A 15,708-nucleotide genomic window follows, 5' to 3' on the forward strand; every position below is an offset into this window, starting at 1 on the left:
ACTATTCTCATGTCAAACTGAAAGGGTGTGTCTTTATGAAAAAGTCGCGCATGGGGTTTATTGTAGGTGCCCTGGCGTTGTTGCTTGTGACCACGGGATGTTCTTCGTTAGTTGACGGTAAATGGGCAGTAAAAGTAAACGATAAATCCATATTGGTTAAAGATTATGATGCTCGTGTTGCTGAAGCTCAAAAGGTATATGAAAAACAGGGAATGAAATTTGACACTGACCAAGGAAAACAAGCTTTGTCTCAGATCAAAAGCCAATTATTAGATCGGATGATTGAAGGGGAATTGATTGCCCAAGAAGTGAAAAATTTAGGGCTTGATCCTAAGGACAAAAAGGTTACAGAGCAAGAAGATACGATCAAAAAAAATATGGGTGATGAAGCAACTTTTCAAGACACACTGAAACAGCAGGGAATGACCGAGCCCGAATTGAGAAATTTTTTAGCAGTCTATGAAAAAATTACTGGTGACATAAAAGTTTCCGATGCAGATATCAAATCATTTTATGATAAGAATGTGTCCTATTACAGTCAACCTGAAAGTGTGAAAGCTCGACATATTTTAGTTAAAACCGAAGATGAGGCCAAGGCGATTATAGCACAGCTGGATGCAGGAGCGGACTTTGAACAGCTGGCTAAAGAAAAATCTATTGAGCCTGGGGCGAAGGACACCGGTGGTGATTTGGGAACATTTACAAGAGGGAAAATGGTTCCTGAATTTGAAGAAGCTGCCTTTGCCCAAGCAGTTGGGACTTATTCTAAAACACCCGTTAAAACAGAATTTGGTTATCATGTTATAAAAGTTGAAGCCCATACTCCCGCTTCGACTCCAGACTATGATAAGGTGAAGGACCAAGTGGCTCAGGACGCCTTAAATCAAGCTAAAGATACTAAATTTCAAACCTATTTTGATGATCTACGAAAAAAAGCAAAAATCGAGTATTCACAAGGATATAAGCCAGCAACTTAATAAATTCAGGGATAAGAAGGCATTTAAAAAATGCCTTCTTATGTTTTCCTTGGAAAATAATGAATAATTGGCAATCCCTAGATATATACTATCATTGAATTTAAGCTGCAAAATAACAAAGTCAACCATTTAACCGGAAACGACAAAAGGAGGAATGCGTCAATGAAAGCAACAGGTATAGTAAGAAGAATCGATGACCTCGGTCGTGTCGTTATACCAAAAGAAATCCGTCGGACTCTACGTATTCGGGAGGGAGATCCGTTAGAAATCTTTGTAGATCGGGAAGGAGAAGTGATCTTAAAGAAGTATTCCCCTATCAGGGAGTTGGGAGAATTTGCTAAAGAGTATGCGGATTCTTTATTCGAGGCTACGGGGCATATTACCTGTATAGCTGATCGTGACTCAATTATTGCGGTGGCTGGTGCGTCAAAGAAAGAATATCTAAATAAATCCATAGGACCGGCTGTTGAGCAAGCGATGGAGGAAAGAAAAACCATTCAAATTGGTACGGCAGGAGAACATACTTCTTGTAAAAGCTGTCCTGATAATGAAGACGAAGATTGCAAAGTCACAAGTGAAATTGTCGCTCCGATTATTTCACAAGGCGATCCGATAGGTGCTGTGATTCTAATATCCAAAGATACCAACATGAAGATGGGCGACTTGGAAATTAAGTTGATTGAAACCGCCGCGGGTTTCTTGGCTAAACAGATGGAACAATAACACCATTGAGCATACATAAAAAATAAAGCGGTTTAGCCGCTTTATTTTTTTCTTCTTAGAATTTGGCAATCCCGAACAAGGGTGAGAACATCTTCTCGGCTTGTCCCATAATCGAACGCGCGTAAGATTATGAGACAAGCCCGGTCGGGTGTGGAGAAACTTTACTATTCTCATTTCGATTAATTATGGTAAAATACCCTAGGAGGTGAAACTTGAAAATGTCTTCGTGTCTTCATGTCATTGGCTTAGGACCTGGAGGACTTGACCAGTTGACACTTGGAAACTATCGTCGTATATCCGCTGTCAAAAAGATTTTTGCGCGTACGAAACATCACCCTTGCGTTCAGGAGTTGATTGATGAAGGTATTTGCGTAGAAAGTTTTGATAAAATCTATGCGGAAGGGGCATCTTTTGAAGAAGTGTATGAAGGGATTACTCAAGAGTTACGGAAGGAATTGCAGAAAAATTCCGAAGTGATCTATGCAGTTCCAGGTCACCCTATGGTAGCAGAAAAGACTCTTCAACTTATTGATGAAAAGCTTGCCCAGGAATATGAGATTGTCGTTCATTCTGCCATGAGCTTCGTCGACGAAATTTTTCGAGTTTTAAAGTTGGATCCAATCAATGGGGTCGTGATTCGAAATTATGATGCTCTTAAAAATGCTGCATTTACGGGTCAAGAATGGCTTATTATTCCTCAAATATATGATAAATTAATAGCCTCGGAGGTCAAATTGGATTTGATGAACGCATATCCGGATGATGCATGGGTATACGTTGTCCAAGCTTTGGGAACAGACCATGAACATGTGGACAAGCTTCCCCTCTACGAAATGGATCATGAAAACTATGATCATTTGACAACTATTGTCTTACCGCCAAATTCGGAAGTTATTTCGTTTTACAAGCTGTCCAAAGTGATGGAAAGTTTGCGTTCAGAAGGAGGTTGTGCATGGGATAGGGATCAAACCCATGAAACTCTCAAGCAGTATTTGATTGAAGAAAGCTATGAAGTAATTGAGGCAATTGAAAAACAAGATATGTATAATTTATGTGAAGAGTTGGGAGACTTATTATTACAAGTGGTTTTCCATACTCAAATTGCCACGGAGGAAAAGGTATTTGAACTTCAAGATGTCCTTCGTGGAGTTATTCAGAAGATGATTCGGCGGCACCCCCATGTTTTTGGTGAAGAGAAAGCTGAAACACCTGATGATGTTATCCTCACTTGGGATAGAATCAAGCTGCAAGAGAAGGAGAATGATAAGGTACCAGATTTCTTTAATGATCCAAAAGGTCTGCCGGCTCTCATGTGGGCAGCTTCAACTCAACGTAAAGCGGCGAAAGTAGGGTTTGATTGGTCGGATTATAAGGGGCCTTGGGATAAGGTTCAAGAGGAGTTGCAAGAGTTAGAATGTGCTATAGCGGATGGCATTGGAATCCGTGAAGAGTTAGGCGATTTGTTATTTGCAGTTGTAAACTTATCGCGTTTTTTAAAGTTGGATGCTGAAGAAGTTCTGAGGGATACAGTACATAAGTTTCAGAGGCGGTTTTTGAAAATGGTTGAGTTAAGTGGAAAAAGCGAATTGAAATTCGACCGGCTTTCCCTTAATGAAATGGATATTTTTTGGGAAAAAGCAAAATCCCAAGAAAAAAGTGGCAATAAGGCGTAATATAATCTAAACTAAGCAGGAGATTGGTTTTTTATCGCGAAATATAATTTACGTAGTAGAACAGTTATTTAGGAGGGACTCATTTTGAATAAGGCTGAATTAGTTAGCGCAGTTGCGGAGAAGGCTGACATGTCTAAGAAAGATGCGGAAAAAGCAGTTAAAGCTGTTTTTGAAGTTATCGAGGAATCGTTGGCACAGAGTGAAAAAGTCCAATTAGTAGGTTTTGGAACATTTGAAGTTAAAGAACGTGCAGCACGTACTGGAAGAAATCCACAAACGAAGGAAGAAATCCAAATTCCTGCAGCGAAGGTGCCCGGTTTTAAGGCAGGCAAAGCCCTAAAAGATGCGGTACAAAAATAAGTCTTCGGACTAGATTATAAGATCAGGTTCCAGGCCTTTCTGGAACCTGATTTTGTATATTTATTAAAGGTGGGGTTGTATGCGAATTGATAAATATTTAAAAGTTTCTCGGCTTGTCAAACGGCGAACCGTTGCTAAGGATGTTTGTGTTGGCGAAAAAATATCAATTAATAACAAGGTCGTTAAACCCTCAGCAGAAGTCAAGATAGGAGACCATATTATTCTTGAGTTTGCGAATCGTGTGATTGAGGTTAAGGTGCTGGCGACACCTAATAGTGTAAAGGCTAATGAGGCCCAGACACTTTATGAACTGATCAGAGATGAACGTAAGGCAGAGTCGATTTAGAAGACTCTGTCTTTTTCTGTACTACTCAGAAAGTATAACCTAAAGGTATATACTCTCTGAAGCTCAAGTGCAACTATGGCGGCTGCCTTTGCCTGAAGGCTTCTCCGCTAAGTTACCACGTGCCCTGAGAGTGTCTTCGGAAACCAGCCAAGTTTTTTAATAGTTAATTAATAAGCAATAAACTAAGCCAAAACTATGTCTAAAGTAAGGGCAAGCTGAATAGGGTTATAAGAAGAAAAACAGTTAGGGGGATGGGGCATGGTCGACAAAGTTGCCAAAGGACATCGCCTTGTCATGGTCAATCGAGAGCTCATTGAATTGTCAGGTGTTCGAAAAGTTCAGTCCTTTGACCCCAAGGAAATTGTTCTCGAAACAGAACTGGGAATATTAAGTGTCAAAGGGAATCAGTTAGGCATTAAGTTACTCAACCTTGAAGAGGGTTTGGTAGACCTTGAGGGGTCTGTTGATGCACTAATTTATCACCGAAATTCCAGCTCTAATTCACGAAGAGGATTTTTAAACCGTGTATTCCGTTAAAAATCGTGAGAGGAGGAAGAGCAATCTCAGAATTCGAGACGTTTTTCTGGATAGTCCTGGCCGGAGTGTCTGTAGGTTTGGTTTTTGACGTTTACCGATCGTTTCGGCGTTGGCGGGAATGGGGACAATTATTAACATTTATTGGGGATGTACTCTTTTCGTTATTCGCTATGGTTATCCTGTTCTACTATTTTCAAAAAGCGAATGCTTTAGACTTTCGGTTTTACATTATTTGGGGAAGTTTGTTAGGGTTAGGACTATATTTGAGAATTTTTAGCAAACATTCATTGCGCTTCTTTTTTGGTTTCTATAGATTTTTATCCTTTCTTGCTCAGCTTATCCACAGAGGCATCAAAATTCCTATCAGAGTCTTGAAGTTTCTAATGAGACCTCCCTATGCAATGCTGCAGTGGTTTAGTCTGCTTTTTTATCGAATTGGGGAGTTTATTCTTGTTGAACCTATGAAACGTGTCAGAAAAAGGATTAGTGAGTGGTGGAAGGGGTTGTTGCCGCCAAGAATAAATGGTTAAAATTTTCCAGAGGGCTTGATTCCATAATAATCTGTGACTATAATGGAGTTACCTAATAACTATGTAAAACATTTGTACACAGTTTGTAAGGGATTTGTCCACAAACTATCCACACATTGTGTATAACGTAAGCAAGGGCGTGCCACAGTGCAACTAGAAATACGAGGCTTGGAAAAACTTAGTTTTCGTGAACGCCAAGCAGTGATTCTCAAAGAAAGTGGAAAGTCTATGGAAGAAATAGCCAAAAGGCTGCATCTCAGTCAAAGTTCTGTTGCAACTTTACTTACTCGCGCGAGAAGTAAAGGGTATGAAATTGTGTGTATTATTCCAGGCAGTGAACTTGGTTTAGGAGGAGAGGAATTGGATGAAGAGGGCTCGTCAGAAGATTAACCCTAAAAAACGTCAAAGGGTCCGCATTCGTCGCAGTTTTGTCCTCGTGCTGTGTTTGGTTTTTGCCGTTGTTGGAAGCTCAGCATGGCAAATATGGAAATTACGATCTCAAGTTGAAGAACAAATAGCCCAATTAAATCAAGAAAAAGCTAAATTGCTTCAGCAGGAAAAAGATCTTAATTCAGAGATAACGAAGTTGAATACACCTAGTTATATCGAGCAGTTGGCAAGAGAACAGCTGGGTCTTGTAAAACAAGGCGAAATTCTCATTTCTCCCAAGAATTAGTATGCAGCATTAGCCTTCTTGAGCTTGACAGGCGCGAAATTTGCTGCATATAATATGATTAAGTATAGATAGATCATCACAAGGAGGAGTTTGCTTCGTATGGCCATTGATGTTGGCAGTATTGTTGAAGGTGTCGTTACAGGGATCACGAACTTTGGAGCATTTATTGAATTACCGGATAGAGTAACCGGACTAGTACATATCTCGGAAGTTGCTGATGCTTATGTCAAGGACGTTCGAGATTACCTTAAGGAACAAGATCACGTTAAAGTAAAGGTTATTCATGTCGATGAAAAAGGAAAAATTGGACTCTCAATTAAACAAGCAAACCCCACTGTTCGTAACGTGGGTCGTGAACGCCGTCTTCCGCCAACCGTTTCTTTTGAGGATAAATTGGCTAAGTTCATAAAAGACAGTGATGAACGTCAAACTGAATTTCGTCGTGCCACAGACTCTAAACGTGGAGGTAGAGGATCAAGCAGATATTAGAATACAACCGCCGAAAGGCGGTTTTTTATTTGCGGGTCATTTTCTCAGGGAAATAAATTAAAAAATACTGACATATTTTATTGACACGCAAGGTTATTAGGGTGGTTAAGTACGATTTCCTATGAACAAGCTCGAAAGTTGTTGCGCATTAATGACGTTAGTAGACAAGCTTTGCTAATTATTTAAGCTATAATGTTACCAATAAATGGTTGAGAGGTGACATTATGGCTGAATGGGCTACATTAAAACTTGATCAAGGTCTGCGAAGCAGAATTTCTTTTGAGAGCGCCTTTCTTCCCCTGGTGTTAGGGGGGTTTTTGGCAAGGGGGAGCATTTTTGGGCTTTATCCCTTTGGAGTGGCGTTTGGGGCGGCGTTAGTTTTACGAGGAGAAAGAGGCTTTTTCTTTGGTTTACTGGGAATTCTGATGGGTTTGATTTCATTGAACGACGTGACCTTTGCTCTACAGGGTGTGGCTATGCTAGCGGCATTGATGGTTATCGCGCCTTATCTTCGTAAAAGGAAGCATCAGGGAATTTGTTTGGTTATCGCTACGACTTTGCTGATGGCCATAGTTTCTTCTCTGGCCATCAGCTTTTCTGACCCTAATTTGTTTGCTTTTTTGATTGTAGCCTTGCAGGGGGTACTTACAGGAGGGTGTGCGATTATTTTTTGGTTTGCTTTGTGTCATCAGGAAGCTATCTGGAGAGGAGAATTCCAGCGGGAACAAGGAATTGCCTGGCTTTTTATTCTCATTGGTGTGATTAGCGGTCTCCAGGGGGTTCAGATTAAAGGTGTCAATTTTTCCATTGTCCTGTTAAGCTTTTTTACATTATTCATTTCAGAACGTTATGGAGCCGGAACTGCAGCTGGAGTGGGTGCTTTACTTGGGTTTATGCCTCAGTTATCGGTAAATGCACAGAATCTGATGGATGCTGGGATCTATGGTTTAGCCGGATTTTGTACAGGGGCTTTCCGGCGCTTCGGAAAACTTGGAATTGGGACAGCTTTCCTTTCTGTTATGCTTATGCTAACTGTTTTTTTGCGGGAGGAGGCTATCTATTCTCAGCTTATTTCTTCGGCAATAGGGCTATTTCTCTTTTTGCTTTGGCCTGGTGCAACTCCCAAAAAAGATTTTTTAAAGCCAAAGGTTATTCCTGAGGTGGAAACCACAGTTTCTAAAGTAAAGGCTTTGTCAGAGATTTTTGACCAGATCGCATTAAGCTATCAAGCGGCAGAAGCAGAATCTTTTGAAATACGGCCTGAAGTTCCGGAGTTAATGAATGTTCTAGTTGAGCGTGTGTGTCATGCCTGCCCAACTATGGATGTTTGCTGGAAACGGGAATTTTACAAAACATACCATATTTTATTTGAACTTTTTGGGTTGGTGGAAGAGCAAACAGATATAAAGCTGCAATCCTTGCCCATCGAATGGAAGCGACATTGCGGCAGATTAAAAGAGATGCTGCTGGGAGCCCAGTTTATCATGGAGCAAGAGAAGAATCAGGAAACATGGCGTCGTCGTCTTCTTCTCAATCAAGAGGCTCTGTCCCGCCAGTTTCTTAATGTTTCACAGGTTATTGGAAATCTTGCCAAGGAACTCCATACTCAACATAACTGGGAAGTTGTTAAACCGTCAAACTTAGCTCGGCGTCGACGTTATTTTCTTGATGTAGGCTTAACGGCATTCACAAAAACCGGAAATGGCATGAGCGGAGATAATTATGCCTCAATAGCCTACTCTAATAAAGAGCATGCCTTTATTTTAAGCGACGGAATGGGCGTCGGAGAAAATGCTGCCAAAATGAGTGCAACGGCCTTAACGCTTCTTGAACAACTTTTGACAACTGGTTTTCAGCCGGAAGGAGCAATTCAAGCCCTCAATTCGATTTTAGTGCTGCGCTCCCCGGAAGAGAGTTTCGTTACCATTGATATGGCGATTCTGGATTTAGAATCTACATGTGTTAAGCTTATTAAAGCAGGAGCGTCTCCCTCGTATTTAATGAGTACAGAAGGAGTTAAAAAAATTGAATCGTCCAGTCTCCCTGTGGGCATATTAAACCAGATTGATATTCCAGTAGTAGAAATCGAGATGGAAAGCGGAGAAGCGCTGATTCTATTAACGGACGGCGTTCAAGATGTTTTAAAAGATAGTGTTGATTGGATTAAAGAGTTTTTGGAGAAAACCTCTATTGACAAATCCCAGGAAGTTGCCGATCTAATTGGGCAGGAAGTTCGCCGATTAAGCGGAGGAACATTAGAAGATGACGGAATAGTCATGGTTATTCGAAAAAACTATTGGAGTGATTAAAGGATAGTTGTCTGAAAATATTAATTAGAAAGGAGGATAACAGAACTGCGTGTCGAATCAAACTATTTAGACAACCTGGCACCCATAGATTGTTAAACCGTAAAAATCAAAAGTTAAGTCTAAGAAATAACGACCCTAAGGAAGTATTTTTCAGGATAAAAGTAAATTGTAAATATACTAATCTCTTTGGTTAGTTATATGACTGAGGAATAGACCTAAGCTTTATATATTAGGGTTAACTGGTGGTGCGGGTGAACTTTCCGTTGGGAAAGTAGAATATTTTAATTAAGGGAGCGGATTAAAAAATGGCTTGGGATGCAACCAAACTAAAGGACTGGCAAATTGCCGAAGAGGCAGAAAAAAGCATGCCTACAGTGGAAGAATTAATTGAAAAGTTATCACTCAGAAAAGAGGAAATAATCCCATATGGAAAAACACCAAAAGTAGACTTCTTGAAAATGATGGAGCGCCTTGGAGATAAACCTGATGGCAAATATATTGAAGTAACCGCTATTACTCCAACGCCACTCGGTGAAGGAAAAACGACGACGACTCTGGGTCTCATCGAAGGACTCGCTAAGAGAGGCAAGAACGTTGGCGGCGCAGTTAGGCAACCGTCCGGCGGCCCGACAATGAATATTAAGGGTACAGCTGCTGGGGGCGGAAATGCTCTGTTGATTCCTATGACTGAGTTTTCCTTAGGACTCACAGGGGACATTAATGATATTATGAATGCCCATAATCTTTGCATGGTTGCATTGAATGCTCGGATGCAGCATGAAGCAAACTATACGGATGAAGAGTTAGCGAAAAGGGGTTTGAAGCGCCTAGACATAGACCCTAAAAATGTAGAAATGGGTTGGGTTATTGATTACGCTGCTCAAGGTCTGAGAAATATTATCATTGGTATCGGCGGTAAAAAAGATGGCTTCCAAATGCAATCTAAATTCGGGATTGCTGTTGGATCAGAGTTAATGGCTATTTTGGCTGTCGCTAAGGATCTTCCAGATCTTAGAGAGCGAATTGGCAATATCATCGTTGCTTATAGTAAAACGGGTCAACCTGTTACTGCTAAGGATTTAGAAGTTGACGGCGCTATGACTGCATGGATGCGTAACACTATTAATCCAACAATTTGTTACACCGCCGAAGGCCAACCAGTCATGGTTCATGCTGGGCCGTTTGCTAATATTGCTATCGGACAATCTTCCATTATTGCGGACAGGGTTGGTCTCAAAATGTTTGATTATCATGTTACGGAAAGTGGATTCGCGGCAGACATCGGATTTGAGAAGTTCTGGAACGTTAAAGCTCGTTTGGGCGGCTTAAAACCGAATGTTTCCGTTCTCGTAGCAACTATCCGTGCTCTTAAAATGCATGGCGGCGGACCTGCAGTTGTACCAGGACGTCCATTGCCTGAAGAGTATACGAAGGAAAATCTTGAACTCGTGGAAAAAGGCTGTGCTAACCTGCTTCATCATCTTGAAATCATTAAGAAATCTGGAATTGTTCCAGTTGTCTGCATTAATGGTTTCTATACGGATACTCAAGCAGAAATCGACTTGATTAAGAAAATCGTTGGAGCTGCAGGAGCCCGTTGTGCTCATTCAGATCACTGGCTCAACGGTGGAGATGGTGCTTTAGAATTAGCAGATGTTGTTATGGACGCTTGCGAAGAAGAGTCACAATTCAAATGCCTCTATCCATTAGAAATGCCGCTTCGTCAACGTGTTGAGCTTATCGCTAAAGAAGTTTATGGGGCAGACGGTGTCGATTGGTCGCCTGAAGCAGAAGCTAAGGCCAAGAGATTTGAATCAGATCCACATTATGCAGACTTCTCCACCATGATGGTTAAAACCCATTTAAGCCTATCCCACGATCCCACTCTGAAAGGTGTACCTAAAGGCTGGAGATTGCCAATCCGTGACGTCTTAGTCTATGGTGGAGCGAAATTCCTTTGCCCAATGGCTGGTGCAATTAGCTTAATGCCTGGAACAAGCTCAGACCCAGCTTACAGAAGAATTGACGTTGACACCAAGACGGGTAAGGTTAGCGGTTTGTTCTAAAATTTTCATTTAAATTATTAATACAGAAAGCCTTGAGAAATCAGGGCTTTCTGTTTTTCTGCCAACTAAAACCAACAAAAATACTGTTTGTTTTTGGGCAAAAGTGTTAAACTAATTTAAGTTAGAAGGTTTGAAACGGGATGTTTCAGTTGAAGATATAGTTAGACCAGTACATCAGCGCATTAGATAATATAAGAGGGGACACATAATGTACGACCAGTTGTGTAAAACAATACTACCGAGGTTAATTCCCAATGGAACGAAAGTGCTGGTAGCCGTATCTGGAGGACCTGACTCTATGGCATTGAGTCATATATTATGGCGGTATGCCCGAGAGGAAGGCCACAGGGGAATTTCCATAATTCTGACTCATGTGCATCATGGAGTTCGTAAAGAGTCGGATGATGAAGTAACATTAGTTCAGAACATGGCCAAGCTGTGGGACCTCCCATGTCGGGTTCATCGTTTTGATGCAAAAGGATACGCTAAAACCGTGGGAAGATCTTTTCAAGAGGCAGCTCGAGCATGGCGTTATGATCGTTGGAAAGAAGATATGGTTGAGGAAGGCTGCTCTCTTTTGGCTACCGCACATCACCTTGGTGATCAAGCGGAAACGATTCTTTTTCGTTTATTGAGAGGGAGTGGTACAGCGGGATTAGGCGGAATGTATCCCTGTAAAGGATCAATTATTCGTCCTTTATTGGGCTTTACAAAAGCGGATATTTTGCAATATTGTAAGAGAGAAGGAATACCCTTTGCACTGGACCATTCCAATGAAGAACCTATCTATGCACGTAACCGGATCCGTTTGGAGTTGTTGCCTGAACTAGAGAAAAACTACAACTCGCGTATTCAGGAGGTCTTAGGCCGTACGGGAGAACTACTGCGTTGGGATGAAGAATATTTCATTGGACAAGTTAATGCTGCCTGGAAACGTTACTTTTTTTTAGATTCTCAAGGAGATGTTTGTTTACGGATAGAGGTCTTTGACGAGCCTGCTGCCATACTCTCTCGTTTGTTACGTAAAGCGGCGATGCAGGTCACAGGGGAACCTCGTGGAATGGGGTTTGCTTATATTACGAAAATAATGAACTCTCAAGGAAAGCTCGGCTGGGTTCAGGATTTACCTGGCCTGAGGGTGAAAATTATTACTGAGGGTTTACAGTTCAGAAGTGATAAAACAACGACAATGACGGAGCAAGCCTGGATTGAGGCAGAAATACCATTAAAATTAGGTTGTTGGGAGGAAATACCAAACCTAAAGGAAAAGATTGGTTTGTGGAAAGACGAAGATCTTGACTCCTTTTGTATAGGAAATGAAAGTAAGATTGCAGTTTTTGGGCCTAAGCTTGCAGAGCAGTCCCTGCTCTGCCGCACGAGACGAAAAGGCGACAAAATGTGGTTCAGAGGGGTAGGGCACAAATCCCTAAAAAAAGTTTTTCAAGAAGCAAAAATTGAAGACAACGCAAGGCATAAGATCCCTTTAATCGCTTGTGGATCAGAGGTACTGTGGATTCCCGGCGTTCGCCAAAGTGGACAATATCCTGCTGAAGATAATGAAGAAAAGCTATATTGTATTCTTACGCAGCAGACAGTTCGATCTAATTTGGATTCATTGTAAAAAATGATACTGCATGGTATAATATGAAGAATTGCTTCTTAATGAGGCAGCTTCCTAACTAGAGAGGAGGACCGATATTTGAAGGTCTTAAAGAATGCGGCAATTTATATACTTATAATTCTCATGGCGATAATGTTAATAAAGTGGTCGACCCCTCCCGTTAGCAAAGATACAGCTCTGGATTACAACGCCTTTAAAAGGGCAGTGGCTGAGGATCAAGTTAAAAGTGTTGTAGCTGTTGTGGACAGCAATTCGACTAAGTATACCGTCACGATGAAGAACGACGAGAAAAATGAAGTTATTGGGCTTGCTTCTGACCCTCAACTAACGGCGGATTTATATGCCCACAATGTACCAATGGTTGTTGAACCTCCGGCCAAGTCACCTTGGTGGATTGGATTACTGTCGACTATGCTGCCAATTATAGTTATTGTTGGACTGTTCTTTTTCATGATGCAGCAGAGTCAAGGCGGGGGAAATCGGGTAATGCAGTTTGGCAAAAGCAAAGCCCGGTTAGTAGGAGAGGATAAGAAAAAGGTGACATTTGCAGATGTTGCCGGCGCAGATGAAGTTAAAGAGGAACTTCAGGAAGTTGTTGAATTCTTGAAGATGCCGAAAAAGTTTCACGAACTTGGTGCCAAAATTCCTACAGGGGTCCTGTTATTTGGCCCTCCGGGAACCGGTAAGACTTTACTTGCCCGTGCTGTTTCCGGTGAAGCTGGAGTGCCGTTTTTCAGCATCAGTGGATCAGATTTTGTAGAAATGTTCGTGGGGGTTGGAGCTTCTAGGGTCCGTGACTTATTTGAACAAGCTAAAAAGAATTCTCCCTGTATAGTTTTTATTGATGAGATTGATGCGGTAGGAAGACAAAGGGGAGCAGGCTTAGGCGGAGGACATGACGAACGGGAACAAACACTCAACCAGCTCTTAGTTGAGATGGATGGTTTTAATGGTAATGATGGGGTTATTATCATTGCAGCTACAAACAGGGCGGATGTTCTTGATCCTGCACTTTTACGTCCGGGACGTTTTGACCGGCAAGTCATTGTTGATGTTCCTGATGTCAAAGGGCGGGCAGAAATTTTAAAAGTGCATTCCAAAGATAAGCCGCTGAAAGATGTAGACTTGGAAGTTATTGCCCGTCAAACATCCGGTTTTACAGGCGCCGATCTCTCAAATTTATTAAATGAAGCAGCTCTTCTGTCGGCACGACGAAATGAGAGTCAGATACAACAGCGAACAGTTGAAGAGTCTATTGAACGAGTAATAGCTGGACCTGAGAAAAAGAGCCGTGTAATAAGTCCCTTTGAGAGAAAACTTGTTTCCTATCATGAAGCGGGACATGCTTTACTGGGAGAACTTCTTACTCATACAGATCCCTTACACAAGGTTTCGATTATTCCCCGGGGAAGGGCAGGAGGATATACTCTTCTTCTTCCCAAAGAAGACCGTAATTATATGACTAAGTCCCAATTACTGGACCAAGTCGTTATGCTCTTAGGTGGGCGGGTAGCAGAGGCTGTAGTCCTTAATGAGATCAGTACAGGCGCATCCAATGATTTAGAACGAGCGACTGGGATAGTGCGCAAAATGATTACCGAGTTGGGTATGTCTGAAGAATTAGGACCCCTTACCTTTGGACACAAAGAAGAGCAGGTTTTCTTAGGCAGAGATATTTCCCGTGATCGCAGCTATAGTGATGCTGTAGCCCATGCTATTGATAAAGAAGCCCGTCGCATTATGGACGAATGCTATCAGAGGGCCCAGGATCTCATTCAACAGAACATTGGGAAATTGCATGCCATAGCTGGGGCATTAATGGAGAAAGAAACTCTTGATGTGAAAGACTTTGCGGCTTTAATGGATAAGGCTGATCAAGAAGCAGGACAAAGTGCGGAGGCAGGTGTTTCCGTTTCATTAGAAAAACCAGCGGATAGTTCTGCTGATAATACCGACAGTATTCCTGATCTAGGGTTATCGGGCAAAACCTTAGTTGATGAACTTAATAAAATTCAGTAAAACCAAATAACTTTTTGATATTGTTGTAGAGGAGAGAACGAAGGATGGAACGTACATTTATTATGCTCAAACCGGATGCAGTACAAAGAGGATTAGTGGGAGAGGTGATTAACCGGTTTGAAAAAAAAGGTCTTAAACTTGTGGGCATGAAGTTGATTCAAGTTGATCGTGCTCTGGCAGAAGAACATTACGCAGAACACAGAGGCAAAGGTTTCTTTGAACCAACAGTCAGCTATATCATGTCTTCTCCGGTTGTTGCCATGGTCTGGGAAGGAAAAAATGGAGTAGCTTTAGCTCGTGAATTGATGGGAGCAACCAATCCAGCTAATGCCAACCCGGGGTCTATTCGGGGAATGTATGGTATGGACATCAGCAGGAATGTAATACATGGCTCAGATTCCGTTGCCAGTGCAGAGAGGGAGATTGCCCTTTATTTTAGACCCGAAGAGCTTGCAGACTATGTAAAAGCGGGCGAAGAATGGCTGAGCGAATAAAGAAATCATTGGATACCATCCAGGGCATAGCGCCACTTGTCGACTGCTTGAGAAGCGGTAGTCCTAGTGAGACTATGCTGGCGAAAGCATAAGGACGCCCGCAGGGGTGTCCTTTTTCGAAGTTGTTATTATGGAGGTGTCAATAGTGCATCTAAATATCAAAGAACGCTCACTATTAGGGGTTGCCTCTATTTTAGTCGGATTCCTCTTTATTGTCTTAATCAAGGCCCAGGGAGTGGCCGGAAGCCAGGCAACGACTCAGGAAACGGCTATTCCCAGTTTAATTAAAATTGAGCAAGAGAACCAACAACTTTCAATCGACAATGATAAAATAGAGCAGGAGTTAGTTAAATATGCTCAGGGACAAAGCGCTTCAGCTTTGCTGAATCAGCAAGTTAATGAGGCTAGGATGAATTCAGGTTTAGTTGAACTTGTTGGACCGGGGATTCAAATTACCTTGGATGATTCTACACGTGTTGCTCTAGAGGGAGAAGATCCGAATAATTATTTTATTCATGAGCAGTACATCCGTGAGATTTTAAATGCTCTGTGGAATGGTGGGGCAGAAGCCATTGCCGTTAATGGGCAGCGCATTACCTCCTATACAGAGGTGTTTTGCGGAGGATCTTATATCCAGATCAATGGAACCCGTCAAATGCCTCCTTATTTCATTAGAGCGATCGGAGACTCGAGTAACCTTTCTGCCGCTTTAAAGTTCTATGGATGGGATATGCTGGGTGAGTTTCAGGAGCAGTACGGAATTACCCGTAAGCTTGAAATATTGGACAGTGTTACGGTCCCGGCGGGTAAACTGAGAAGTTACCGCTATGCAGAGCCGGTTAAGGAGGGAATGTGATGCATCGCTGGAAAAGAACGTTAGCGTTGCCG

General features: G+C 41.9%; 16 protein-coding genes. All 16 read left to right on the plus strand.

What is annotated here, in order from left to right:
- The first annotated feature begins 35 nt into the window (after positions 1–35).
- Positions 36–977: a peptidylprolyl isomerase gene (locus DESOR_RS00300; protein ID WP_014182651.1), complete on the plus strand. Its 942-nt coding sequence runs from the start codon at positions 36–38 to the stop codon at positions 975–977.
- A 162-nt stretch (positions 978–1,139) separates the two neighbouring features.
- Complete coding sequence (gene spoVT / locus DESOR_RS00305) at positions 1,140–1,700, plus strand: stage V sporulation protein T (protein WP_014182652.1); 561 nt, start codon at positions 1,140–1,142, stop codon at positions 1,698–1,700.
- Between the two features lie 218 nt (positions 1,701–1,918).
- On the plus strand, positions 1,919–3,373 hold the full coding sequence (yabN, locus tag DESOR_RS00310; protein WP_014182653.1) for a bifunctional methyltransferase/pyrophosphohydrolase YabN: 1,455 nt from the start codon (positions 1,919–1,921) through the stop codon (positions 3,371–3,373).
- 84 nt (positions 3,374–3,457) lie between these two features.
- Positions 3,458–3,733, plus strand: coding sequence for an HU family DNA-binding protein (locus DESOR_RS00315; protein ID WP_007778009.1), 276 nt, complete (start codon positions 3,458–3,460; stop codon positions 3,731–3,733).
- Positions 3,734–3,812: 79 nt separating this feature from the next.
- Positions 3,813–4,079: an RNA-binding S4 domain-containing protein gene (locus DESOR_RS00320; RefSeq protein WP_014182654.1), complete on the plus strand. Its 267-nt coding sequence runs from the start codon at positions 3,813–3,815 to the stop codon at positions 4,077–4,079.
- A 258-nt stretch (positions 4,080–4,337) separates the two neighbouring features.
- Positions 4,338–4,616 carry a sporulation protein YabP gene (gene yabP, locus DESOR_RS00325; protein ID WP_014182655.1) on the plus strand — a complete coding sequence of 93 codons (279 nt, stop codon included), beginning with the start codon at positions 4,338–4,340 and terminating at the stop codon, positions 4,614–4,616.
- A 5-nt stretch (positions 4,617–4,621) separates the two neighbouring features.
- Complete coding sequence (gene yabQ / locus DESOR_RS00330; protein WP_242832420.1) at positions 4,622–5,146, plus strand: spore cortex biosynthesis protein YabQ; 525 nt, start codon at positions 4,622–4,624, stop codon at positions 5,144–5,146.
- Between the two features lie 147 nt (positions 5,147–5,293).
- Positions 5,294–5,536 carry a sigma factor-like helix-turn-helix DNA-binding protein gene (locus DESOR_RS00335; protein ID WP_014182657.1) on the plus strand — a complete coding sequence of 81 codons (243 nt, stop codon included), beginning with the start codon at positions 5,294–5,296 and terminating at the stop codon, positions 5,534–5,536.
- Positions 5,511–5,822, plus strand: coding sequence for an FtsB family cell division protein (locus DESOR_RS00340; RefSeq protein WP_014182658.1), 312 nt, complete (start codon positions 5,511–5,513; stop codon positions 5,820–5,822). Before DESOR_RS00335 ends, DESOR_RS00340 begins: the two co-directional genes overlap by 26 nt.
- A 99-nt stretch (positions 5,823–5,921) precedes the next feature.
- Positions 5,922–6,311 carry a S1 RNA-binding domain-containing protein gene (locus DESOR_RS00345; RefSeq protein ID WP_014182659.1) on the plus strand — a complete coding sequence of 130 codons (390 nt, stop codon included), beginning with the start codon at positions 5,922–5,924 and terminating at the stop codon, positions 6,309–6,311.
- Between the two features lie 224 nt (positions 6,312–6,535).
- The gene (locus DESOR_RS00350; RefSeq protein ID WP_014182660.1) at positions 6,536–8,620 is read left to right on the plus strand and encodes a SpoIIE family protein phosphatase; all 2,085 of its coding nucleotides are present in this window, start codon (positions 6,536–6,538) and stop codon (positions 8,618–8,620) included.
- 305 nt (positions 8,621–8,925) lie between these two features.
- On the plus strand, positions 8,926–10,686 hold the full coding sequence (locus tag DESOR_RS00355; protein ID WP_014182661.1) for a formate--tetrahydrofolate ligase: 1,761 nt from the start codon (positions 8,926–8,928) through the stop codon (positions 10,684–10,686).
- 208 nt (positions 10,687–10,894) lie between these two features.
- Positions 10,895–12,307: a tRNA lysidine(34) synthetase TilS gene (gene tilS / locus DESOR_RS00360; RefSeq protein ID WP_014182662.1), complete on the plus strand. Its 1,413-nt coding sequence runs from the start codon at positions 10,895–10,897 to the stop codon at positions 12,305–12,307.
- A 78-nt stretch (positions 12,308–12,385) separates the two neighbouring features.
- Positions 12,386–14,326, plus strand: coding sequence for an ATP-dependent zinc metalloprotease FtsH (ftsH, locus tag DESOR_RS00365; RefSeq protein ID WP_014182663.1), 1,941 nt, complete (start codon positions 12,386–12,388; stop codon positions 14,324–14,326).
- Positions 14,327–14,370: 44 nt separating this feature from the next.
- A complete protein-coding gene (gene ndk, locus DESOR_RS00370; RefSeq protein ID WP_014182664.1) occupies positions 14,371–14,820 on the plus strand; it encodes a nucleoside-diphosphate kinase in 450 nt (149 codons plus the stop codon).
- 145 nt (positions 14,821–14,965) lie between these two features.
- Positions 14,966–15,676: a DUF881 domain-containing protein gene (locus DESOR_RS00375; RefSeq protein WP_014182665.1), complete on the plus strand. Its 711-nt coding sequence runs from the start codon at positions 14,966–14,968 to the stop codon at positions 15,674–15,676.
- The last annotated feature ends 32 nt before the right edge of the window (positions 15,677–15,708 follow it).

This window comes from Desulfosporosinus orientis DSM 765 (genome assembly GCF_000235605.1).
GTDB lineage: Bacteria > Bacillota > Desulfitobacteriia > Desulfitobacteriales > Desulfitobacteriaceae > Desulfosporosinus > Desulfosporosinus orientis.

What these genes read in the sequence shown, in the direction of transcription:
- DESOR_RS00300 (WP_014182651.1), top strand. Translation starts at nt 36, where the DNA reads ATGAAAAAGTCGCGCATGGGGTTTATTGTAGGTGCCCTGGCGTTGTTG.
- spoVT (WP_014182652.1), top strand. Translation starts at nt 1,140, where the DNA reads ATGAAAGCAACAGGTATAGTAAGAAGAATCGATGACCTCGGTCGTGTC.
- yabN (WP_014182653.1), top strand. Translation starts at nt 1,919, where the DNA reads ATGTCTTCGTGTCTTCATGTCATTGGCTTAGGACCTGGAGGACTTGAC.
- DESOR_RS00320 (WP_014182654.1), top strand. Translation starts at nt 3,813, where the DNA reads ATGCGAATTGATAAATATTTAAAAGTTTCTCGGCTTGTCAAACGGCGA.
- yabP (WP_014182655.1), top strand. Translation starts at nt 4,338, where the DNA reads ATGGTCGACAAAGTTGCCAAAGGACATCGCCTTGTCATGGTCAATCGA.
- DESOR_RS00340 (WP_014182658.1), top strand. Translation starts at nt 5,511, where the DNA reads ATGAAGAGGGCTCGTCAGAAGATTAACCCTAAAAAACGTCAAAGGGTC.
- DESOR_RS00345 (WP_014182659.1), top strand. Translation starts at nt 5,922, where the DNA reads ATGGCCATTGATGTTGGCAGTATTGTTGAAGGTGTCGTTACAGGGATC.
- DESOR_RS00350 (WP_014182660.1), top strand. Translation starts at nt 6,536, where the DNA reads ATGGCTGAATGGGCTACATTAAAACTTGATCAAGGTCTGCGAAGCAGA.
- DESOR_RS00355 (WP_014182661.1), top strand. Translation starts at nt 8,926, where the DNA reads ATGGCTTGGGATGCAACCAAACTAAAGGACTGGCAAATTGCCGAAGAG.
- tilS (WP_014182662.1), top strand. Translation starts at nt 10,895, where the DNA reads ATGTACGACCAGTTGTGTAAAACAATACTACCGAGGTTAATTCCCAAT.
- ndk (WP_014182664.1), top strand. Translation starts at nt 14,371, where the DNA reads ATGGAACGTACATTTATTATGCTCAAACCGGATGCAGTACAAAGAGGA.